General features: G+C 59.2%; 23 protein-coding genes. 8 read left to right on the forward strand and 15 right to left on the reverse strand.

Features of this window, described 5'->3' with window-relative positions; translation table 11 throughout:
• Window positions 1-153: 153 nt before the first annotated feature.
• Complete coding sequence (locus ACOJB8_RS26975) at window positions 154-777, forward strand: response regulator transcription factor (protein ID WP_475015308.1); 624 nt, start codon at window positions 154-156, stop codon at window positions 775-777.
• A gap of 131 nt (window positions 778-908) precedes the next feature.
• On the opposite strand, the gene ACOJB8_RS26980 is transcribed toward ACOJB8_RS26975, so the two are convergent.
• Together ACOJB8_RS26980 and ACOJB8_RS26985 are read right to left on the reverse strand one after the other, a co-directional pair.
• Window positions 909-1,145 (reverse strand): tautomerase family protein, encoded by a 237-nt coding sequence (locus ACOJB8_RS26980; protein WP_475015310.1) that lies wholly within the window; start codon window positions 1,143-1,145, stop codon window positions 909-911.
• A 75-nt stretch (window positions 1,146-1,220) separates the two neighbouring features.
• Window positions 1,221-1,931, reverse strand: coding sequence for an SDR family NAD(P)-dependent oxidoreductase (locus tag ACOJB8_RS26985; protein WP_475015312.1), 711 nt, complete (start codon window positions 1,929-1,931; stop codon window positions 1,221-1,223).
• Window positions 1,932-2,272: 341 nt separating this feature from the next.
• Between ACOJB8_RS26985 and ACOJB8_RS26990 the strand changes: the two genes are divergently transcribed.
• The 6 genes from ACOJB8_RS26990 (at window position 2,273) to ACOJB8_RS27015 (ending at window position 5,788) form a co-directional block, all read left to right on the forward strand.
• The gene (locus tag ACOJB8_RS26990; RefSeq protein ID WP_475015314.1) at window positions 2,273-2,584 is read left to right on the forward strand and encodes a DUF485 domain-containing protein; all 312 of its coding nucleotides are present in this window, start codon (window positions 2,273-2,275) and stop codon (window positions 2,582-2,584) included.
• Entirely contained in the window at window positions 2,581-3,075 is a 495-nt protein-coding gene (locus ACOJB8_RS26995) for a sodium:solute symporter family transporter (RefSeq protein WP_475015316.1), read from the forward strand. Before ACOJB8_RS26990 ends, ACOJB8_RS26995 begins: the two co-directional genes overlap by 4 nt.
• A 20-nt stretch (window positions 3,076-3,095) precedes the next feature.
• Complete coding sequence (locus ACOJB8_RS27000; RefSeq protein WP_475015319.1) at window positions 3,096-3,650, forward strand: cytochrome b; 555 nt, start codon at window positions 3,096-3,098, stop codon at window positions 3,648-3,650.
• 3 nt (window positions 3,651-3,653) lie between these two features.
• Window positions 3,654-4,697, forward strand: coding sequence for an NAD(P)H-dependent flavin oxidoreductase (locus ACOJB8_RS27005; RefSeq protein WP_475015323.1), 1,044 nt, complete (start codon window positions 3,654-3,656; stop codon window positions 4,695-4,697).
• Window positions 4,698-4,881: 184 nt separating this feature from the next.
• Entirely contained in the window at window positions 4,882-5,268 is a 387-nt protein-coding gene (locus ACOJB8_RS27010) for a BON domain-containing protein (protein ID WP_475015327.1), read from the forward strand.
• A gap of 241 nt (window positions 5,269-5,509) precedes the next feature.
• Window positions 5,510-5,788, forward strand: a complete 279-nt coding sequence (locus ACOJB8_RS27015; RefSeq protein WP_475015329.1) for a hypothetical protein — start codon at window positions 5,510-5,512, stop codon at window positions 5,786-5,788.
• Between the two features lie 84 nt (window positions 5,789-5,872).
• Here ACOJB8_RS27015 and ACOJB8_RS27020 read toward each other — a convergent pair whose 3' ends face one another.
• Complete coding sequence (locus ACOJB8_RS27020) at window positions 5,873-6,832, reverse strand: LysR family transcriptional regulator (RefSeq protein ID WP_475015331.1); 960 nt, start codon at window positions 6,830-6,832, stop codon at window positions 5,873-5,875.
• Between the two features lie 261 nt (window positions 6,833-7,093).
• Here ACOJB8_RS27020 and ACOJB8_RS27025 point away from each other — a divergent pair, with 261 nt between their 5' ends.
• Window positions 7,094-7,363 (forward strand): DUF1488 family protein, encoded by a 270-nt coding sequence (locus ACOJB8_RS27025; RefSeq protein WP_475015334.1) that lies wholly within the window; start codon window positions 7,094-7,096, stop codon window positions 7,361-7,363.
• A 141-nt stretch (window positions 7,364-7,504) separates the two neighbouring features.
• On the opposite strand, the gene ACOJB8_RS27030 is transcribed toward ACOJB8_RS27025, so the two are convergent.
• The 12 genes from ACOJB8_RS27030 to ACOJB8_RS27085 all read right to left on the reverse strand — a co-directional run bounded on the left by ACOJB8_RS27030 (window position 7,505) and on the right by ACOJB8_RS27085 (window position 21,202).
• Window positions 7,505-8,194, reverse strand: coding sequence for a response regulator transcription factor (locus ACOJB8_RS27030; RefSeq protein WP_475015336.1), 690 nt, complete (start codon window positions 8,192-8,194; stop codon window positions 7,505-7,507).
• A 40-nt stretch (window positions 8,195-8,234) separates the two neighbouring features.
• Entirely contained in the window at window positions 8,235-8,924 is a 690-nt protein-coding gene (locus ACOJB8_RS27035) for a type 1 glutamine amidotransferase domain-containing protein (RefSeq protein WP_475015338.1), read from the reverse strand.
• Between the two features lie 36 nt (window positions 8,925-8,960).
• On the reverse strand, window positions 8,961-9,482 hold the full coding sequence (locus ACOJB8_RS27040) for a GlcG/HbpS family heme-binding protein (RefSeq protein ID WP_475015341.1): 522 nt from the start codon (window positions 9,480-9,482) through the stop codon (window positions 8,961-8,963).
• A gap of 164 nt (window positions 9,483-9,646) precedes the next feature.
• Window positions 9,647-10,588: an AEC family transporter gene (locus tag ACOJB8_RS27045; RefSeq protein ID WP_475015343.1), complete on the reverse strand. Its 942-nt coding sequence runs from the start codon at window positions 10,586-10,588 to the stop codon at window positions 9,647-9,649.
• Window positions 10,589-10,603: 15 nt separating this feature from the next.
• A complete protein-coding gene (locus ACOJB8_RS27050; protein ID WP_475015345.1) occupies window positions 10,604-11,707 on the reverse strand; it encodes a mandelate racemase/muconate lactonizing enzyme family protein in 1,104 nt (367 codons plus the stop codon).
• A gap of 146 nt (window positions 11,708-11,853) precedes the next feature.
• Window positions 11,854-12,039, reverse strand: coding sequence for a hypothetical protein (locus ACOJB8_RS27055; RefSeq protein ID WP_475015347.1), 186 nt, complete (start codon window positions 12,037-12,039; stop codon window positions 11,854-11,856).
• Complete coding sequence (locus tag ACOJB8_RS27060) at window positions 12,036-12,209, reverse strand: hypothetical protein (RefSeq protein WP_475015349.1); 174 nt, start codon at window positions 12,207-12,209, stop codon at window positions 12,036-12,038. The genes ACOJB8_RS27055 and ACOJB8_RS27060 overlap by 4 nt, the downstream gene beginning before the upstream one ends.
• A 291-nt stretch (window positions 12,210-12,500) precedes the next feature.
• Entirely contained in the window at window positions 12,501-12,728 is a 228-nt protein-coding gene (locus ACOJB8_RS27065; protein ID WP_475015352.1) for a hypothetical protein, read from the reverse strand.
• 131 nt (window positions 12,729-12,859) lie between these two features.
• Window positions 12,860-13,018, reverse strand: a complete 159-nt coding sequence (locus ACOJB8_RS27070) for a hypothetical protein (RefSeq protein WP_475015354.1) — start codon at window positions 13,016-13,018, stop codon at window positions 12,860-12,862.
• A gap of 260 nt (window positions 13,019-13,278) precedes the next feature.
• Window positions 13,279-13,953: a response regulator transcription factor gene (locus tag ACOJB8_RS27075; RefSeq protein ID WP_475015356.1), complete on the reverse strand. Its 675-nt coding sequence runs from the start codon at window positions 13,951-13,953 to the stop codon at window positions 13,279-13,281.
• A 324-nt stretch (window positions 13,954-14,277) separates the two neighbouring features.
• A complete protein-coding gene (locus ACOJB8_RS27080) occupies window positions 14,278-15,048 on the reverse strand; it encodes a glucose 1-dehydrogenase (protein WP_475015358.1) in 771 nt (256 codons plus the stop codon).
• Window positions 15,049-15,709: 661 nt separating this feature from the next.
• Window positions 15,710-21,202 (reverse strand): trifunctional serine/threonine-protein kinase/ATP-binding protein/sensor histidine kinase, encoded by a 5,493-nt coding sequence (locus ACOJB8_RS27085; RefSeq protein ID WP_475015360.1) that lies wholly within the window; start codon window positions 21,200-21,202, stop codon window positions 15,710-15,712.
• Window positions 21,203-22,003 lie beyond the last annotated feature (801 nt).

A 22,003-nucleotide genomic window follows, 5' to 3' on the forward strand; every position in this document is an offset into this window, starting at 1 on the left:
GTGAACGTCTCCGCTTATTGCCTCTGCAAGCCATTCAGGGACAATGCACGTCTTGCGGTGCTCCCGATTGCGTTGGACGAGGAGCGAACGTACCTCTGCACTTAGCCTATGGAGAAGGGTAACGTGTGTGAAACTGGAGTTGGTAAGGATGCCATGTCGTCGGATGACCATCAGGCCGCACCGATTGTCTTCGTGATTGACGACGACATCTCCGTTCGTGAATCGCTGGAAATGTTGCTGCGCAGTGTAGGTTTGCGAGCGCAGCTCTTCGCTTCTGCGGAGCAATTCCTCGCTTACCCGCGCGCCTCGGAGCCTGCATGTCTCGTCCTCGACGTCTCGCTTCCAGGTGTGAACGGCCTGGACTTGCAGAAGCGCCTTGTTTTGGACTGGGCAGACCTGCCAATTATATTCATCACGGGCTATGGCGATGTGCCGACGACGGTGCAGGCCATGAAGGCAGGCGCTCTCGAATTTCTCACCAAACCATTCGACGACGAAGCGCTGCTCGTGGCCATTGGGGATGCGCTCGAGCGCAGTCGGACTGCTATCGATACCCAGGCTGAGTTGAGCGCGCTCCGCACTCGCTATTCGACGCTCACGCATCGCGAGCAGGAAGTCATGGCGCTTGTTGTCTCGGGACTACCGAACAAGCGGATAGGCTGCAAACTCGGCATTAGCGAGATTACCGTGAAGTTGCACCGGGGCAAGGTGGTGCAGAAAATGGGCGCGGGCTCACTGCCCGAGCTCGTCAAGATGTCGGCGGCGTTGTCTCGGTAGACGCGATAGACGTGTGAGCATTGGTGGATATCTGAATCGTCGCTTCACATTGTCCAGCCGTTTATCCCCATGAATGAACTGTGTGCGGCAGTGCGAACGTGCCAGTCGAAAGCGAACACACCGGAGCGTGCTCAGCCCGGTTTCCGCTCGCGTTGCCGGCGATACTCGAGAGCCGGCAATCCGCCCCAGCCCCAGTTGTCCGTATCGACCTCTTCGATGATGACGAAAGTGGCCTCCATCGGCTTGTTCAAGACGTCGAGCAGCAATTGGCTCGCGCCCTTGATCAAGTCAGCCTTTTCTTGCGCCGTGACCGACGTGGTGCCAGGTTTTGTACCCTCGCGGGTGATTTGAATCGTGACGATGGGCATCTCGCTCTCCTTAGCAGTGGAAGACGCGGCGCCGTATCGCTGGCGCCTTGTGCGTTCAATGGCGTTGGATGAGGCTTAGTGGCCGGCGATCTGGCCGCCGTCGACATGCAGAATCTCACCCGTCACAAACGGCGCGGAATCCAGGTACAGCACTGCATCGACAATGTCGCTCATTTCGCCCATGTGGCCCATGGGATGCATTGCGCCCAGTGCGGCGTGTGTTTCCGGCGGGTGCATCGGCGACTTGATGATGCCGGGCGCGACAGCGTTCGCACGGATACCGCGCTTGGCGTACTCGATCGCTAGCGAGCGGGTGGCCGCGGCGATGCCGCCCTTGGTGAGCGAGGCCAGCACTGAAGGCACGCCATCGACTGCGTGATCGACGAGGGTCGTGGTGATGCTGACCACGTGACCGCTCGAGTGTTTCTCCATCTCGGCGACGGCGAATTGCGTGATGAAGAAGAAGCCTGCAAGGTTGACACCGGTCTTCAGGGCGTAGTCTTCGGCGGTGTAGCTCGTGAACGGCTTTGCCATGAAGATACCCGCGTTGTTGACCAGCGTGTCGACGCGGCCAAAGCGCGTGATCGCCTCGGCAATCACGCGGCGTGCGGTATCCCGATCAGCGATGTCGCCCGCGACCGTGGCGATGTTGGGATCGTCTGACGGCTTGATAGAACGTGCGGTGGCGACCACGCGGTCGCCGCGCGCACGGAATGCTTTGACCAGCTCAGCGCCAATGCCTTGCGATGCGCCGGTAACGACGACGACTTTCTGCGATGTGCTCATGAGGGAACCTCCAGGTAGTGTGTTTCGGGTTGGTTGACGTTTGATTCGGCGCATCCGATACCTACGCAATTTACTGGTGTTGCCGTCAAGACCGAATACCCGGCGTGGTCAAACAGTTTTACCTTCCGGTAAAAAATCGATAAAGCACGCCAATCCGGCTTGCGGGTTGTTCATGTACCCGGCGGTGTGGATTCACCCTAAGAGATTGCACCCATCATTAATTATCATTTGATGAGATTTATTGGGCGGCCTATCGTCAAGTGCAAAGAGGTCGAAGTCCATCGAACGAGATCACGTGGGACTGAAAGCGCCCAAAACCTTCCACGGATGGAGACAAACGAATGGACACATCAACCCGAAGCGGGATTCAGGGCAATCCCTTGTTCGAGACGCTGGTCCGACGCAGGAGGCGGTTCGTCGGCTGGCTGACGGCCATGACGTTGATTCCCTATGGCGCGTTCATCCTCGTCGCCAGTTTCGCTCCGCAATTTCTCGCAATCAGGCTTTCCGAAGGCAGTATCGTGAATATCGGCTGGCCGATCGGTGTCGGGCTAATCGTTGGGAGCTGGGGGTTGACGGGGTTGTATGTTCGACGCGCGAACGGCGAGTTCGACGAACTTACCGCGCAGATCCTGGCAGGAGCGGAGCAATGAAACGTGCCGCCCGGGTCGTCGCTTTCTCACTCCTCTTTGGCGTTTCGATGGTCTCCAGAATTGCGTCTATTTACTTCGGTGTGGTTGCGGTGCTGCTAGGCATCCTGTTCAAGGAACAGAACATCGCGTTCCTCGTTGCACTGACCTTTGGCGTAGCGGCGTCAGTGAATTTCCCGATCCTCGCGCTTTCGATCTACTGGAAAGGGTTGACGACGCGCGGCGCACTGATTGGCGGCATCGCCGGTCTCCTGAGCGCCGTCGCGCTCGTCATTCTCTCGCCCGCGATCTGGGTCACCGTGCTGGGCCACGCGAGGGCGATCTTCCCCTACGACTATCCGGCGATTATCTCCATGACCGTTGCGTTCCTCTTCGCCTGGCTGGGCTCGATCACCGACCAGAGCCGACTGGGAGCGCGCGAGCGGGACGATTTCGCAGAGCAGTCGATTCGTGCGCAAACGGGTCTTGGCGCGTCCAGCGCGGTCAGTCACTAAACACGTGTAGAGAGGCAAGTATGCAACTGAGAGACAACGGTCTTGGGTATTCGCCCATTACGATCGCGCTTCACTGGATCGTGGCGCTACTGCTATTGTCGATCATCGGGATAGGCGTCGCTCTCTTTTTGAGCCCTGACGATACGCAGCGGATTGGCCTCGTACGAGCGCAGAATCTGTTTGGCATCGCGTTGTTCGTCGTCTCGATTTACCGACTTTGGGCGCGGCTCTCTTCATTTCACCCGCTGCCAGTTGGCACGCCCAACCCCATTGAGGTGATAGTCAGCCGGTCCGTAGCGGTGGGCCTGGCGCTCGCGATGGTGCTGCTGCCGATAGCCGTATGGCTTACCAGGTCTGCTGGTGGTGTCGTCATCGACTTGCCGGGCGGCCTCGCGATCCCCGCGCTCATCGGTCCGAGCGTGCGTGTGCAGCGGGTAGTCGACGTTCTCTTCGACATCGGTGCGACGGCCTTTGTGCTGGGCCTCGCGTTGCATCTGTTCGGCGCGTTCAAGAACCTTCTCGTTCTTCGCAATGATGCGCTGAAGCGGATGCTTGGCAAACATGTGGAGCTTTGAGCAATGAGCGAATTAAATACAGCGTATTCCGGAAATCTGGTCACGCGGCTCTGCGGCGTGCAGTATCCCGTCTTCCTCGCCGGAATGGCCGCAATCTCTGGCCCGAAGCTCGTCGCGGCAGTGGCCAACGCCGGTGGTATGGGGACGCTTGGCGGGCTGCGTCTGCCGCCGCTCGCGTTGCGCAAGTGGATCCGGGAAACACGAGAGCTGACTGAAAAGCCATTCGGCGTGAATCTCGTGCCGAAGTTCGGCGGACCTGAGGTGTTCGAAGCGCAGTTCAAGGTCTTGCTTGAAGAACGGCCGAGAATGCTTTCCTTGTTCTATGCCGAAGACTATGCGGCCGAGATGATTCCGCGCGCCAAGGATGCAGATATGGTGGTCATGGTGCAGGTGGGTTCAGTTGCGCTTGCCCGGCAGGCAATTGAGCGGGGGGCAGACATCATCGTCGCGCAGGGCAGCGAGGGCGGTGGCCACCTCAATCGCGGGACCATCAGTGTCATGTCACTGGTGCCGTCGATCTGCAAGATTGCGCAAGGGCGTCCTGTGTTGGCAGCTGGCGGAATCGTGACACGCAATGACGTGAGAACTGTGATGGAGCTTGGCGCGTCGGGCGTGCTCGTGGGCACGGCCTTCGTTGCGACCGACGAATCGAATGCGCACCCGCTCTACAAAGAGAAGATCGTCGAAGCGACCGTGGACGACACGGAGTACCGAACCGGATATTCGTTCGGCTGGCCGTACGGAACACCCCACCGCGTGATTCCCAATCGCGACAAATGGAACCTGCTGCGCTTCATTGGTGGCGGCGCGCGCTCCATTGATAAGCCACGAATGGCGCAGAAGCTTTCACTGTATGCGGGGCAGGGTGTTGGCAAGATCAACAGCGTGGTGCCAGTGGCCGAGCGCATGGTCGAACTGGTTGCAGGGTTGCTGACGGAGTCGATTGTCACGAACGCGTGGTCGATGCCCGACGTTGCGACGCTTCGCGCCGAGAGAACCTCGCAATCGATGCCGCCTGCCGCGCGTAGTGTCGCCGTCGTTCATTGAATCGGTTCATTTGATATGCAGGTCAACAATTGCGCTGCACTGATTTCCTTCATCATCATCGCAGGCTCACCCAATACCTAGGTTTAGTAGATCAGGGCGCGGCCTCTAACTATGCTGTCAACGTCGCTTGACCTGCACCGCCGGGACAGTGCTCTTCTCCACATTCAAAGTAAGAGGTGACTCAATGATATTTAGCAACAGGACCACGTGCGGCGTATTCGCCGTGTTGTTGTCATGCACCGCGATTGCGCAAACGCCGGCACCGCAAGCCACTTCACAAGGTGCCGCAGCGCCAGCCGCCACTAAGGCACAGATTCATGCTGCGAAGAAGGCCGAGAAGGCTGCGAATCGGGCGTTGGCGAAGAAAGTGCAGCAAGCCATCTACCAAACTAAAGGCCTGAGCAATACTGAAATTACCGCCTTTGCCAACGCAAGCACCGGCGAGGTGATTCTCAAAGGCGTCATCGTGGACGAAAAGCAGGAACAGATGGCCACGAGCGTCGCGCAGAACGTGCAGGGCGTCACGTCTGTCAGGAGCCGATTGACGTTGTATCAGGAAGGCAGCCAATAGGCCATACATCCGGAAGGGCGACAAACAGGAATCAGCGTTCTGGTTCATACGTAAGCGGCGGGCATGGCAGCCCGCCGTTTTGTTTGTCATTGGTCGATGTTCGGCGATCGTCGGATCTTGCGCCCATGCTTAAAGGTCTTGTGAAAGCTATCGCCTTAATCTTCGTTACCTCCTTACATAGAATTGTGTTCAGGCGCTGCGGACAAGGGTCTGCAGCACGAAACGATCTACGGAGGTCATCATGAAGTCTTTTGTTCGGACACTTATCGTTGCAGCAACACTCACGGTTCCCGCTTTGTCTTTTGCGCAGGCGAATACGTGGGGCAATGGACAGGAAACGCAAACGCAAGCGACTCAGCGGAGCACCGTGGTAGTGAGCGACAATGGCGCCGGAGAGGGCTCACAAGCGCCTGCTGGCCATCCTTTGTCCGGCTTCCTGCACCGAATTGCCCACCCTGCACATTCTGACAATGAGTGCGTCGGGCCGGCCAGCTTCTGCAATATCTATTTCGGCAATTGATGCATGGTCGCGAGCGTGCCGAAGACGCGGGCCGCGTAACCTACGCGGCCTCGTCTGGTCCTGCCTGGAGGTCGCCCGTACAGATTACGCTGTAGCCGGCTTGATGCTCTGGGTCATTGTTCTGAGGTCTGCCTTGTCTTCTTCCATGGCTTCATTGACCCAAGCCTTAACGAATTCGATCCACGCCTTTATTTTGGCATCGAGATATTTCCGGGACACATGGACCGCGTAGATATTCAGGCGTTGCAGTGAGTAGTCTGGAAGCACCCGTATGAGATCCCCATTGCGCAATGCCGAGCGGACAGTGAGCATAGGTAGTGCGCCGATTCCCATGCCTTCCTGAAGGGCAGTTGCCATTGCATCCGGAACGTTCACATTAAAGCGTGTACGTGACAGAAGAAAATCGCGCTTTCCGTCGGGCCCCGTGAGTGTCCAGCGGTCGCAGGGAAAGATTGACATCGGGACCTGAAGGCACGTGTGTTGCGACAGATCGTTGACTGTTGCCGGGTTACCGTGCGACCTGAGATAGGAAGGCGCAGCACAGAGCACGCTATGAACCGTGCCTAGCTTGTGCGACACGTAGTTCGAGTCGGGCAGTTCATCGTTCGACACACGCAGCGCGACGTCATATCCGTCTTCGAGCAGATCAGGCACGTTCCGCGACAGCGTCAAATCCACCGTCACGGCGGGGTAGAGCGCCTGGTAGGCGGCGACCGCCGGCACGACATAATGTTGACCGATGCTCGACATCGCGTGGACCTTGAGCCTACCCACGGGTATAACACCTGCGTCCGCAGCCTCCGCTTCGGCTTCATCGACTGCTGAGATGATTGCGTGGCAACGGGCGAGGTAGCGGGCGCCGGCCCGCGTTAATGCAATTCTTCGCGTCGTGCGATTCAAGAGGCGGGTCCGCAGATGCGCCTCCAGTTCCGCAACGGCACGCGAGGCGTTGCCGATCGTCATGTCGAGTTTGTTTGCCGCGGCAGTGAAGCTGCCTGACTCGGCGACCTCGAGAAAAATCCTCATGTTGCGAAAAATATCCATGGTAAAGGGCGCGGTTGTATTCGCATCTGGAGGCACATTTGTTCGCCGATGGTCGCAGTACCGACGATACAGCTTATGGCGTGTGCGGGATTCGTGTCTCCGGGTCGAATAGAATCTAACAGCTAGTCCCGCACGAAGATATCGACACTTTGGTATCAGTTAATGTCCCACGTGGACTGTCGCGAATACCAAAGGATATTGTTGCGATTGAAATTGTCGGCTAGCATCGAGCTATGCAGGTATTGTGCCGCCCTATCGCTCATGGATATAAACGAATTGGAACCTCAAGTCCTTGCCAATCGCCGAGGGGTGACGTTTGCGCTCGTTTACCGGAACAATACAGTCGAGTGCGTGATGACGATTGCGGCACTTGAGACCTACTTCTGGCTTGAACCCAGGTCTAGTGATGCCTGCATTCTGAGAACCTTCCGCGACGGCTATGACCGTATTCGGGTCATTGCTGAGCGCAAGCTACTCGCGCATCCGGCCGCGCAGGTACAACTTTTTCCAAACGACTTTGCGCGGCCCTGACGCATATAAGGCAACGGTTAGATCTGTCGCGTCGGATGGGTGCAACGCTTTCGCCGTAACAAGCGCCGCGACAGAGTATTCGAATTCTTTGACCGGATCTGGAGGCGACTCGATCATCGCCTCCTCATCATCATCCGTCAGTTATGGAGGAATTTCAGCAGGTGTGCGTCGAGTGTCTCGCGGGCAAATTTTCGCCGCCATCGTGACAAGATCGGGGAGTGAACTGGCGCCCATCTTCTGCATCATCCTGCCGCGATGCGCCTTCACCGTGATTTCGCTGATGCCGAGCTCGGCACCGACCTGTTTGTTCAGCAAGCCTGTAACAACCAGTGCCATTACCTCGCGTTCTCGACGTGTGAGGGAGGAATAGCGGGTTTGCAGACCGCGATTTTCCATCTCGACGGCAATCACCGCCCGACTGTGTTCAATCGCATCACGAATGGCCTCCACCATCACCTCACCGTTGAACGGTTTGGTAAAGAAACCCATGGCACCGGCTTTCATGGCCCTCACGGTTACCGGCACGTCAGGGTGCCCCGTGATGAATATGATTGGCATGTCTGCGCGGTCGGTCGCAACTCGCCGCTGCAAATCCAGGCCGCTCAGATCGGGCAGCGAAACGTCAAGCAGTAGGCAGGTCGGTGCGGCAACACGGGGATGAGCCAAGAATTCTTGTGCGCACGCAAAGAGTCGTGGTTGCCATCCGGCGCCGCAAATGAGCAGTTCGAGCGACTCGCGCACGGATGCGTCGTCGTCGATTACGAACACAACAGGGATGTCCGGCGAAACGCGTGGTGACAGGAGGATTGAGGTTTCTCCGGTGTTCATCATGACATCGCTCGACTTGACCTGGACGCACTGACCTTGCAGCCTAATAGTTGCCTTTGCGCAGCTTTTCTAACAACGCTTTTGCAGCAGGTCCCGAAGAGGCCGGATTTTGACCAGTGAGCAGTAGACCGTCTTCGAGCACGTACGGCTGCCAGTCCGCAGCCTTGCTGTAAATGCCCCCCTTGGCCTTGAGCTCGTCTTCGACGAGAAAGGGGACGACTTTGGTCAGGCCAACGGCTTCCTCTTCGGTATTGGTGAAGCCAGTAACCGACTTGCCCCCAACAAGGGGCTTGCCATCAGGTCCTTTGACATGTCGCAGAACGCCTGGCGCGTGGCATACAAGAGCGACGGGCTTGTTGGCCGCGATCGTGCTTTCGATCAGGGCAATGGAGTCGCGGTCTTCGGCGAGGTCCCACATGGGACCGTGGCCACCGGGATAGAAAACCGCATCGAACTCGTTGTGGGTCGTGCCCTTGAGCTTCGTCGTGTTTGCGAGAGCAGCCAACGCGGCGCCGTCAGCTTCGAAGCGGTGGGTCAAAACCGTTTGAAAGTCCGGCTCGTTGCTCTTGGGGTCAAGCGGCGGGTTGCCTCCTTTGGGAGATGCAAGTACAAGCTCCACACCAGCGTCCTTGAAAACATAGTAGGGGGCGGCGAGTTCTTCGAGCCAGAAGCCCGTCTTGCGTCCCGTATTACCCAGTTCGTCGTGTGAGGTCAAAACCATAAGAATCTTCATGCCGAGCTCCTTGGATACGATTTCATGACTACGGGATCAATGCGGCAACTGGTTTGCCACCTTTGCAACACCGGCTGCGGCGCAGACTTCGTCCTTATCGCCACCGGGCGCGCCACCGATGCCCAGGGCGCCCACCATCTCCCCGCCGGCCTTGAATGCAACGGCGCCGGGCAGCGCCATCACGTTATGAACCGTTGCCAATTGCGGTGCGAAGGGGTTGGTCTTGGCGAGTTCGTAGAACCCGCTTGAACGATCAAATCCGAACTCGGGTCCGAGCGTGACGACGGTGAACGCTTTGCGCAAGCTCGACTCCGCGGTGTGCACCGTTGCATGATCGCCGCGCATGACCAACTGAGGGACGCCGTCCATATCGACGACAGTTGCCGTCACCCAATAGTGCCTCTCCTCGCACACGCGGATTGCCTCTTGCGCGGCCTCGACAGCAACCTTCAGGGGCAACGTGTAGCGATATCCGACTTGCGGTGCGGACTGTGCGTGTACCACGGCGCATGTAGCCTGCAAACCGCAAAAGAGTACGGCTAGTACTGCGGATTTCATTGGCATCTCCTGAAGTGCGAGGTCAGAAATCGAACATTTTTTTAGAAGGTTACGTACTGGAGAATAGATCAAATTCTCTTTATCTCGAGGTCAATAGTTATTCTCTTTTTGGTTAAAAGTGGAACGCATGGATTGCTGGACCTTAAAATGGATTGCGCGAGACGTCACGCTGCTGCAAGGCCGCCGTCGATCAGATAGATGGCAAGTGAGAAAGTCGCAATCGACATGACGGTGCTCACGAGAATCGACGTAGCGGCTTCGCTTCGATATGCACCGGCCTCATTGGCGAACATCGCCGGAATTGTCGCGGACGGGAGCGCGCACAGCAGGATCATCTGCTGGGCATAGGTACCCCTGAGCGAAAGGGCGACGGTTGCCGCGATCATCAGTGCCGGGTGAAGTAGCAATTTAAGGGCGAGGTTCATCCATACTTCGCCAGACATCTCGAGTTTTACCGACGACATGATCAGGCCAAGACACAGCAATGACACGCCTGGCGTTGCCTTGCCAAGCAGGTTCAGTGAGTCGAGCAGCACCGGTGGCAGTTTGATCGCGAAGAGCGAGAGCAGGATACCGATGGCCGGTGCCCACAGCAACGGCTTGCGAACGGCGGCTACGACGCTTGCGATGAACGCCTTGGCGCCGCTGCCTTCGCCGCTTGCGATCGTCAGCAGCATCGTGGTGAGCGGAATCATCACGAGGCTTGCCACCAGATTGAGCACGAGCACCGAGTACAGACTGCTGGGCCCGAACATCGCCTGCAGGATCGGGATACCCATAAATGCGCCGTCCGGATAACCGTTGATGAAACCTTTCAGGGTGGCGGCCTTCAGTTCGCGATAGCGATACCAGCCGATCGCAAACGCCAGCGCATACATTCCCATCAAGCCAACAAACGTCGCGGCGACGAACCGAAGATCGAGCAACTGCGAGCGCGGTGTGCTGGCCATGCCGGCTAGCAGCAGCGCGGGGAAGATCCAGGTGAGCACTAGTCGGCTGATCAGCAGGCTATCTGAGTGATTGAGCTTGCCGCGCTTGCCTGCGGCAAATCCAAGCGCGATGACAAAAGCAACAGGCAGCAGCGGCCCTGCGATACGCTCCAGCATGTCGAGTCTCCCCGGTCAGCCCACGCGGTATTCACGCAGGACGTCGCTGTCCGGTTCAAGACCTAGCCCCGGGGCTTGAGGCACGGCGATCGCGCCGTTCTTTGGCATGATCGCGTCTCCGTAGAGCTGTGCCTCGAGGTCGAAATAGCGCCATTCGACGAGCGCGCCCGGTCCCCCAAGCGCAGCGCTCGCGTGCAGGCTGGCGAGCAGGCCAGGGCCGTCGTAGAAGGAGTGCACCATCACGGTGACGTTATGCGCATTGGCGAGGGCGTAGACCTTCCTCAATTCGGTGAGTCCTCCCATCTTTGCCGGACTTGGCTGAACGAAATCGATGGCTTTCGCATCGAACAGGTGCTGGAAATCCATCAAGGTCGAAGCGTTTTCGCCGGCAGCCACCGGGATCCGTCCTTCCTGCCTCATCCGTGCAAGGCCGGCGTAATTTTCCGGCGGCCAGACCGGTTCTTCGAGCCAGCGCAGGTTGAAAGGGCGCAGCTTGGATGCCATATCGAGGGCTTCTCGCACGGACCAGGGACAGTTGACGTCGAGCGTGATGTCGATGTCATCACCAGCCGCTTCGCGAGCCGCGCGCACAGCGTCGACGTTAATCTCGTGCAACTTAAGATGGCGAAATCCGTCGCGCAGCGCTCGCGCCACGTTCTCCCGGACGAGTTCGGGATCAGAGTATCGTGAGAGGCTCGCATAGCTGCGCAGCGCAGTGGCGTCACTTCCGCCGAGAAGTTGATGCACCGGTTTTCCGGCGGCTTTGCCCGCGACGTCCCATAGTGCGATGTCAATCGCGGAAAGGCCGTAGAGGAAGGCGCCGCTGCGACCGAATACATGGAACTTTTTCTGCAGGTCGAGCATAAGCTTCTCGATCTGTGTGGCATCGCGACCGATTGCCTCCGGAGCGAGAGAAGCGTCGATAACGAGTTTTGCGGCGGGGACTGCGGTAAAGCCAAATGTCTCTCCCCAGCCGACCACGCCCGTATCGGTGGTAATTTTGACAACCAGAGAATCAACGGTCTGCAAATCACGTTTTCCCCACACGGCGTCGTCTGATCGTCCACCCGCGGAAAACGGGATGCGCAGCGCAATAGACTCGATTTCGGCGATCTTCATGATGCTCCTCGCAGTGGCGTTTCCATCGACTGCGAATTTAATCCAGTCGCCACCGATTACGGGTACTCCTCGCAGACAAACAGTTTTGCGTGCCGGTAACAAATTGCACGGGATCTCGAATCATCGCGATACCGCTGCAGCCCGTGTCAATTCAGATGTGCCGTTAAGTCAATAAAGTCCAAATGGGGGGATTCAATTCTCCGGTCCCGGCAGCACGAATTGGAATACGGCCCGTTGAGGTGTGCTCGGCTCACCGAAAGAGCTTCCCCATGCGCCTCCACGATCAAGCGGAAGATCGACAGTCCCATGCGCAGGCCGTGTGGCTTGGTCATGTAGAAGGCGTCGAAAACACTATGAATCTCCACCGCGGCGATTCCCGGGCCGGAGTCGCACGGTCACCGATAAGTTGTTCAATGCATGCCGAGCGGTACTGATCCACAAATCGCGCATCCGAGTTCGTTGTACTCAATGCATCGATGGCGTTGACGATCAGATTGAGCATGACCTGCTCCAATTGCACAAATACCCGTGCACGCAAGGAAAACTGTTGCCAAGCGCCGGCGAGACCGAAACGCCATTCTTGGCCGCTGTGCCCCGTGTCAGATTGATCACTTCGTAAATGGCTTCGTTGAGGTCCATGCTTCATGTGCGGCGTATACCCAGCTCAACTTCGCTCGGATGCCGCGGCGCGCGCGACTCGTCCAGCTCGGTTTCGCGCTTGCTGACTAACGGCCGCACGGGGCTCTGGAAAGCCTGCACGAGCCTTGCATACGGTTTGTCGCGCTCGTAGTGATCAAATTTTCCCGCGGGGAAAAGCCCCCGTGATGGACCGGCGCCTTGTGAATTCGCTGACGACCGAGGACTTGCTGATGGCCGCGTAGCCCTTGATGGGCACGAGTCCCGGCGCGCCGCTGGCGACGACGCGATCGAAGGCGCCGATCAGGGCTTCGATTTCGCGCAACATTCCATACAGCTTTTGGGGGATCAGTAGGCGGTCGGGCACGTCCTGTTCGCGGGGCACGAAAGCGTCGATGCGGCCTTGGGCTTCCCGCTGGTCCAGGCAGCGACGGAGGTCGCGTTCGACACGGCGTGCATCTGGCAGTGGTCCTCGGGCTTCTTGGCGAGCAGCTTCATGACGATGCGCGAAACCGGCTAGGGAATGTCATGCTCGCACTCGCAGGGCGGCACCGGCTCACATGCGATCTGGCAGTAGATCCACTCCATCGCCTTGGACACCACGAACGGCAGTGTGCCCGATGCGAGCCGATAGAGCAGCCGCAACGGGCACGCCGCGGCCGCGGGATCGAGCACGTGCCTGAGCGCATATTCATGCGCAAAGGGCTCCCGCACCCAAGGAGGCAGACTCGGCGGCGGGGCACACGACGAGCACGGTCTGGCTCGCGCTGTCGCCGCCTGCTTGCCGTTCGCGGCGGAACATGCACCCGCCGTCTTAGCGACGGCCTGCGGCCATTTCTCCGCGCAACTCACCTGGGTTTCATCCACCGTATCCAGCCAGCCGGCGCGCTGGACGGGGCTGGCTTGCGGGCGAAGGCAGGGCAAGGCCGCGCGGGTCAGGAGATCTCAGGCTCGATCGCCGAAGTCCGCGGCTCGATCCCTAGCGTGCGGATCTTGCAGACCAGATCGACGGTTGAGCGTGCAGACAACTTTTGCATGGCCTGCCGGCGGTGCTTCTTGACGGTGACTTCGCTGATGTGGATGACCGAAGCGATCTGCTTGTTGAGCAGACCCGCGAGAACGAGTTCCACGACTTCACGCTCGCGAGGCGTGAGGGTCTCATAAGCCGCGCGCAGCGTGCCGAGCGCGCCCTCGGCCGATATCCTTTCCCGATCTTTCGCCAGCGCGTGCGAAACGGCGTCGAGCAAGTCCTGGTCGCGATACGGCTTGGACAGGAAATCCGTTGCGCCCGCCTTCATCGCCTTCACGGTCATTTCGATATCGCCATGAGCGGTGACCACCACAACGGGCATACGCAATCCCTTGCGGTGCATCGCGTCCTGAAACTCCAGGCCGTTCTCGCCGCGCAGCCTGACGTCGAGAATCAGACAGCTTGGCGCGCTTACGGTCGGGGATGCCAGAAATTCTCGAGTCGATGCGAATGTGCTGGCGCAAAGGCCAACCGATCGGAACAGATTGCTGAGCGCGCGACGGATGGATTCGTCGTCGTCGATCACGTAGACAACCGGTTCTGCCTCCGCGCTTCGGCCGCGGGGGGCGGAATCCCGCATATTCAGGGAATACATTTGAGCATGCCTCTTCGAAGACGTTTGTCTATTCGGCGTCTACCGCGATGGACACGGCCGCATGACCCGGCCGCATGACCCGGCAAACCGTTTCTCACGAAGCGCCGCGAGTTCCCGCATCGCAACATTGGCGGGAAATGATCTGACTTATTGCGGCAGCCCAACATATTGCCGAAATATTGTAATACGCATTTTCGGTGCATGCACCGCGACGGTGCGAACGGGTATTTCCCACATCGCCAAAGGACGTGCGCAGGCTCGCCGCTCGCCTCATCAGCCGATAGCTTCCGCTCGCGCTAACGAGCCGCACTATGCGATCGTTAAACCACCGTCCACAACGAGTGCGTGGCCAATCATGAAACCGGCGTCTCGTGAACTCAGCCACAGGACTGCAGATGCGACATCTTCCGGCAGGCCGAGTCGCCCGACGGGCTCTCTCTGCGCCAACTCCGCACGCCCTTGGTCAGTACGGCCTGTGAAAACGTCGTTCATCTGAGTGTCGATTATTCCCGGGCACACCGCATTGATACGAATGCCCAACTGGGCGTAGTCGAGTGCCGCGGATCGCGTCAGGCCGATGATCGCGTGCTTCGACGCGGAATAAGCCGCCGCCCCCTTGAAGCCCTGGACACCGGATCCCGACGAGGTATTGACGATGATGCCACCGCCGCGTTCCAGCATTAGAGGTATTTCGTGGCGCATGCAAAGGTGGATACCCAGCACGTTGGTATCGAACACGCGACGCCATTCCTGCTCCGAAATATCGGCAGCCGGCGATAGTATCTGAAGCGTGCCGGCATTGTTGAACGCGATGTCCAAACCACCGAACGTGCTTACGGCCTGCTCCAGCGCGGCCTTGACGTCGGCTTCGCTGGTCACATCGCAGTTCGCAACAAGAGCGTTGCCACCGGCGTCGCGTACCAGGTCAGCGGTGACTTCCATCGAGGCGACGTTCGTGTCGGCGAGCACAACGCTTGCACCGGCACGCACAAAGGCGACTGCCGTCGCGCGACCGATTCCATTTCCAGCCCCTGTGATGAACACCACTTTTCCGTGGAAGCCTTCCCGATCACTCATCATTGCGAGTCCCCCTCAGATGCGATTACGCGATAGTCGAGCCGAAAGCCGGACCCAGTCCGGACTTTCTGTTCAAGTTAGAATCGACATGAATGTTCCCGCAGTATAACGGGAAGTGCCGGGATGACCGGTTGTCGCCCATGCATTCGCGGCACTGCCGAGCCCAGCTGTTCTGCTCAATCGCACCTGGGCTGGATCGGCCAATGCCTCACCACAAAAAGTCGTTGAAGGAGCCATACCATGGCGGCTGCGCCCATGTCGCTCGAGCAGTCATGTGTGGTTGTCATTTGCGGGACATCATGTATCGGAATTGCGGTCGCCGCACTTGCGTAGCAAATGGGTGCCGAGGCGGTGATTGCGTCGGGCCCATGTGGACCACGTCCAGGCTGCGCTCGGGAGGCTGCCTGGCGTCACGGAGGATGTGATCGATCCGCGCGTCGAAGCCAGTGTCTCCGGCTTTTTGGACCATCTCGTCTTCTCGTTGTGTCCATTTTCCTCTTGCCCGCATCGACAAAAAGAAAGATGTCTAAGTATTGATTTAGTCAGTATTTCGGCGTGTTATTTCGTTCGTGCTTGTGAGTGGAAGTCGTCACCCGGTCTCCGTGCGTTGATTCAGTCCACGCGATCAACGTGTGTTCACACACTCGACGGGTTTCACGAACGATCAAACTGCAGGATGCTGGGGTAACGAGAACTGAACGATCGCGCCGTGCGGCGCGCATTCACTCGCCCAAAGCCGGCCGCCATGCGCGTCGATGATCGAACGACAAATGGATAGGCCCATGCCGAGACCCGTGGGCTTCGTGGTGTAGAACGCATTGAACGCGTGCTCGGTACCGTTCGGACCGAAACCCGGGCCTGTATCGCGCACGGTAACGACCACGCAGGCACCGTCGGCCTCGCCCGTGCTGATGTGCACGTTGCGTGTTCCCTCGAGGCTGCTCATCGCCTCCAATGCATTGATGATAAGGTTGAGTAGCACCTGCTGCAGTTCCACGCGGTCGCCTTCAATAAACGGCAAACCTTCCACGAGCTGCATCTCCAACTGGGCGCCGCTCTTTCTTGCTTCTCCCTGGACCAGTTCGGCGATTTCGCGGATCGCCTGGTTAATGTCCACCGGCTCCTTTTTCGGTGGCGCCTTCCTGATCAGTTGCCGGATCCGGCCGAGCACGTCCCCGGCACGTTTGCCATTCCTGGCGATACTGTCGAGCGCAAGGCCGACCTCGGAGAGGTTGGCGGGGTCGTGGTTTAGCCAGCGTAATGCGGCCTCGGCATAGGTCACCGTCGCGGTAATTGGCTGATTGACTTCGTGAGCAATCGAGGCTGCGAGCTGCCCCATGGTCGCGGCGCGGTTCGCGTGCGCCAGTTCGGTCTGCACTTCGCGATAGCGCTCTTCGCTCTCGCGGATCTTCTTTTCCGCCTGCTTCTGCTCGGTCAGATCCAGCACGAAAGCGACGCCTTGCTTACGGCTTGCCCCGAAAGTGGCCAAGCCGATTATAACGGGCACGCGCCTGCCATCTTTTCTGATGTATTCCTTCTCATAGGGTTCCGCGTGCCCCGCTTGCACGGCCGCCATGATCGCTCCTTCGGTGCACTTATGCCATTCGGGTGGCGTCAAATCCTGCCAGCATATGCGATCCGAAAGAAAAACATCCGGCCCGTATCCGAGCATGCGAAGAAATGCACTATTTGCCTCAAGAATGGCACCACTGGTATCCCAAACGATGATCCCGATGATGTTGGCATCGACGAGTCGCCGGATCTTCCCTTCGCGTTCCGCAAGATCGCGATATAAACGGGCATTTTCGAGCGAAATCGCAGCCTGGGATGCTACCAGCTTCAGCACGGCGATACGGGCCGGGCTGAACACGCGGGCAGCGAGATTGTTCTCGAGGTAGAGCGCACCCATGAGCTTCGCGCCATTCATAAGCGGCAGGCATAGAATGGAACGTGCGCGATGCTGACGGACGTAGGGATCAGCGTCAGCCATGGGCTCCATTGCGGCATCGTTCATAAAGATAGTCGCCCGCGTACGCAAGACTTGGTTGAGGATCGACTCCGGCAACATCGCCGCGTAGGCTGGTGCATCGGACAACTGCACGTGGATTGCGTCGCCGGCCGTGGTAGCTTCTGCCGCAATCCGATTCTCGCCCCCATCAGCGAGGATCAGCAGACCCCGTTCGGCGCCAGCCTGTTCGACCGCCGTGCGCATGACCATCTCGATCAGCTTTTCAAGGTGGATCTCCCCTGAAGCCGCCTGCGACACCTTGATCACGGTCGCCAACTCGAGATGCTCGATTGGCGCTGCCATCGTATTGGTCGGTCCGGGCACCGCCTCTTCGGTCCTGAGGTACGGATACTGTCCCTCGAGTTGGCGCACCTTTGCATTGGCACCCCAACGCAGATAGCCATAGCGAGCGTTCTGCATATACATTCGCGCGATGCTCCCAAGACCGAGGGCTGCGTAACAGCGCGACGCAAGTTCACTGGCCAGTGCCTCGACTAGCGCGAAGCCGCTCTCCTGTGCCGAGCGGATGGCCTGTTCGTAGAGCATCTCGGCGTCGACCACGCGGCCCTCGATGCGGGCGATCTCGGCGCCGACCAGCGCGCTATGGCTTGCGAAGTTCTCCGGGCACAGATCCGCCCATATACGCAGCTGGTTGTGGTGGGCAGTTAGTGCGTTCAGGTGCTCCGGGAGGTCGCTGGCCGGTAAGGATTCGCACTGCGCGGCCCGCGCAAGAGCGGCATAGAGGCAATATTCGGCGTCTTCGTTGAACGAGTATGAGGTCCACAGGAGCGCTTGTGCCTTTGGGGCGGCAGCCATTGCCGCCTCATAGTCGCCCGCTAGATAGCGCGCCTGTAGTTTCCGGACCCAATACCAGCACGCGGCGGTCGACAGGGACGGTTTGGACAGAAGGTGTTCGGTGTGAGCTTCACTACACTGCCCGACCTCAAGGCGGCCGAACACCGGAGTCAAGCCGCGAAGTGTCCGGATCAATGCAAGCTGCACTTCGATACACTGCATGACCAGGCCGAACCGCACTTTCCTGGCGTACGCAAGTCCGGATTCGGCCTCTCGTTGCACCTGCGAAAGCGGCTCGCCGATGAAAAGCAGGTTCGAGGTGAGGTGGTTGCGCGCGAACACGCCGTACGCCAAGTCGCCGGTCCGGTTCAAGGCGTCCAAAATGCGGCGGAACTGGTCAACGCAAGTCCGCGCAGGTTGCACCCAGCGCGTGACATAAAGTGCGCGAGCATGGTACGTGCGGGCTGCGTAGCGTTCGAGGCCGCGCCGTTCGACGATTTGACAGCCGAGCTGGCCAAATCGAAATCCGGCCTGGTAGTCGCCGAATAGCCGTCCGGCGACCCTGGGCAAGTAAGAGTAGGCCACGCATGAGGCGTCGCTGTTACCATGCTCAAGGCTGAGACTGACTGCCTTGCAGATCGCCAGGCAAGCGAACTGCCCATCCGTGACCAACGCAGCTGCGAAAAGCTTGGTCAGAACCTCGACGGTCGCAATGGCGACCGCGTCCTCCATCGGTGGCAGGTCGATGAGTCCTTCGATCGTCCGGTTCCCAAGCAGTGACCCGATACGCTCGTATTCGCTTCGCACCGCCATTTCATCAGGATGGGGTGACCACTCGATGCCCACATGACGAAGGAAGGCGAGGCCAACAGCGATTGCGTTGTCACACTGGTCGAGAACGATGTAGACATCCATCTGCCTGCATGCGACCTGGGCGCGCTCGGGCGTGGTCGCAGCACGCCTCGATAGCCCCGCCAGGCGCGCTTCGGCGATGGGCAGATGTCCAGTCAGGAATTCGCATTCGGCCCGGTTCAACTCCAGCGTAAAGAGCACGTCATGCCGCCGCTGCCAGCAGTCTTCGCTCAGTAGCCCGGCGCCTGTGGTGAAATAGGCTAGCGCCGAGGTATAGGCTGTCGACGCCTTGGCGCGCTGGCCAGCAAGCAGATTGAGTTCGGCCAGTTGCTCGCGTTCGTTCCGTTTGGTGATCAGTTCAGCGCCGCGATTGAGCTGCCCCACGATCTCGAAGATCGCTTCCTCGCGCTTTTCCTCTGGCGTTTGCGCGACGAGCAGCCGGCCGATCCGCAGATGAGCATCGGCGCGCGATGCTGCCGGGATCAGTGAATAGGCGGCTTCGTGGATCCGGTCGTGAACAAACGCGTAAGCGTCTTCCACCCACACGGCCAGTTCCTGGCGAACCGCTTCCCACAACGCCGCGTGGACCTGCGCCTCCTGCATGCAAAGCACGGCCGAGAGGGTCGCGATGTCCGCGACGTTCCCGAGGCAGGCAAGCTGCTGCAGTGCGTGTTGCGTCCCGCCCGGCAGGCGGGTCAGCTTGCCGGTCATCAGGTCCACGACGTTGTCGGTGTAACCTCTGGCATGGATGCGTTCGCTATCCCAGCGCCACTGGCGCGCGTCGTGATCGAACGTCAGGAGGTGGCCATCGGCCAGCACCTGCAGGAACTGGATCACGAAAAACGGATTGCCGCCCGTTCGGTCGCGCACGAGGCGCGCCAGCGGCTCGATCGAATCGGGCGCACAGTGAAGCGCGTCCGCAATCAGATGTGCGATGTGCGAGCGCGTGAGCGGAGCGAGCCGGATTTCCCCGATTTTCGCGCCTGCGTTTCGGATCGCCTGGAGCCTCGCGGTCAGCGGGTGGGTGGCGTCGACCTCGTTGTCGCGGTAGGCGCCGATCAGCATCAGGAAGCGCAGGTCCGGGTGGGTCAGCAGATCCGCGAGCAGGTCCAGTGTCGCTGCATCGAGCCACTGCAGGTCGTCGAGAAAAAGTGCGAGCGGATGGTCGGCTTGGGCGAATACGCCGATGAAGGACCGGAACACATGCAAAAAGCGCTGTTTCGCCTGTTGAGGCTCAAGTTCCGGGACGGGGGGAGGCTCGCCGACGATGTGCTTTAGTTCCGGAATCAGGTCGCTCAAGAGCGCGGCATTGGGCGAGAGCGCCTCCAGTAATGCGGCGCGCCAGCCTGCCAGCTCGGTGTCGGACTTGCCAAGCAGCATGCGCACCAGGCCTTGGAATGCCTGAACCAGTGTGAAATAAGGGATATCGCGTTTGTACTGGTCGAACTTGCCGGACGCAAACAATCCCCGTGGCGGCACGAGGATCTTGTGCAGTTCATTGACCACCGACGATTTGCCGATGCCCGAATAACCGGAAACCAGCACGAACTCCGGCGTGCCATTCTTGACAATACGGGTGAAAGTGGCGACCAGGGTATCGACTTCGCGCTCGCGGCCGTAAAGCTGCTCTGGAATCATCAGCCGGCCGGGCGTGCCGTGTTCGTCCAGCGGGAAGTCGTCGATGCGTCGCTGACGTTGCCAGTCCGCGAGGCAGCGCCGCAGATCGTGCTCGACACCAGCGGCAGTCTGGTAGCGCTCCTCGGATGTCTTGGCCAGCAGCTTCATGACGATGCGGGAGACCACTGCAGGAATGGTTGCCACCCGCGCACTGGGTGGCAACGGCATTCTGGCGATATGGCAGTGCACCCATTCCATGGCGTCAGTGGCGGCAAACGGCAGGACGCCTGTCAACATTTGGTAGAACGTGACACCCAGCGAATACAGATCGCTGCGCGAATCGATCGACCGATTCATCCGACCGGTCTGCTCGGGCGCCATGTAGGCGAGCGTACCGGCGATGGTTTCGGGCGGCTCCGGCGCCTGCCGCTCGCGTGGCAGGCGTGACGCAAGGCCGAATCCGGTGAGCCGCGCCTGCCCATCGGCGCAGTGCACGAAGATATGCGCGGGTTTGAGATCCTTGTGGACCAGGCCGCGCTGATGAAGCTTGCCGAGCGCAGCGGCAATGGCAGCAGCAAGTGCCAGGAATTGCCCGATCTCCGCCGGTGTGCCGAGCAGGCGCGCGAGCGGCTCGCCGCCAGGGTCCTCGAACGCCAGCAAGGCCTGACGGCCTTCGCGCACCAATTTCAGCGGGCGCACCGCCCACGCACCGTCAAGCTCGTCCTTCAGCCCGAACTCGTGGGCAAGACGATCGAGACTAGCAGGACTGGGTTTTTCAGCGGCAAGCCGCACGAATAGCTCATTCTGACCGGCTAGGGCGGAGGGCTGTCCTCTGCAGAAGACACGCTCGCCATCGTCCCACAAAATATTTATTTTGTTATCCATCGCCGCCGCAACGAGATTTGTTCCACAAGCATACACTTTCTTGGTCCCGGCTCCGTGAGGAACTTAGATGGTTGTGCATACAATATATTGCCGAGCATTCTCGCGACGCAAGTTGTTATCTCGTCAGCGTTAAACCGGTTCCCGGTCATTCGGATCGCGTATCTGGCCGCGCAACCGACGGGTTCTGGTTCACGATTGCACTCGGGGCGATTTCGATCGCCTCGGTCGCGTACCATCATCAATGTCGATACCTTTTGTCGGAAGATCATCGTCGTATCGGGCCAGATGCATTCACTTGCGATGGGACACTAAGTCTGGAACCGCGGTGCAGAATGATCAGCACGGCGTCGTCGACCATCTTGGCACTCCCGGACTGATGTGAGACCGGCTAGCATGGCGAGCTAAAGCGATCGCTTGTGGTGGTCGCGAAGAAATTCCAACGTCTCCACGAACGCACCGGCCAATGTTCGCCACCGACACAGCCAGTTTATCGTCCGATTGCTGGCAAGCAATTGGGCTACCCCGCGGCCGACTCGAAGGGGGGCGGCGACGGCGGTGTCCAACGGCCCAAGTCGGCCGTCCCGTTGAAATGGAAGTACTTCGATTAAAACTTGAGGCATCCGGTGCAAATCATCCGGTTCAATGGAGTAGCATTTAATGCAACATGGAATGCATGCCTCTTGTGGTGAATTCCAGTTCGTTCAACGTTCTCCCGGGTGTATTCAAACGGACTCTATCGAAGAAATCAAGAAAGTCGCAGAGTCGATTTCGTGACACACGGCGGCGACGATCAAATCGTGC

It is taken from the genome of Paraburkholderia sp. BR10141 (genome assembly GCF_056155635.1).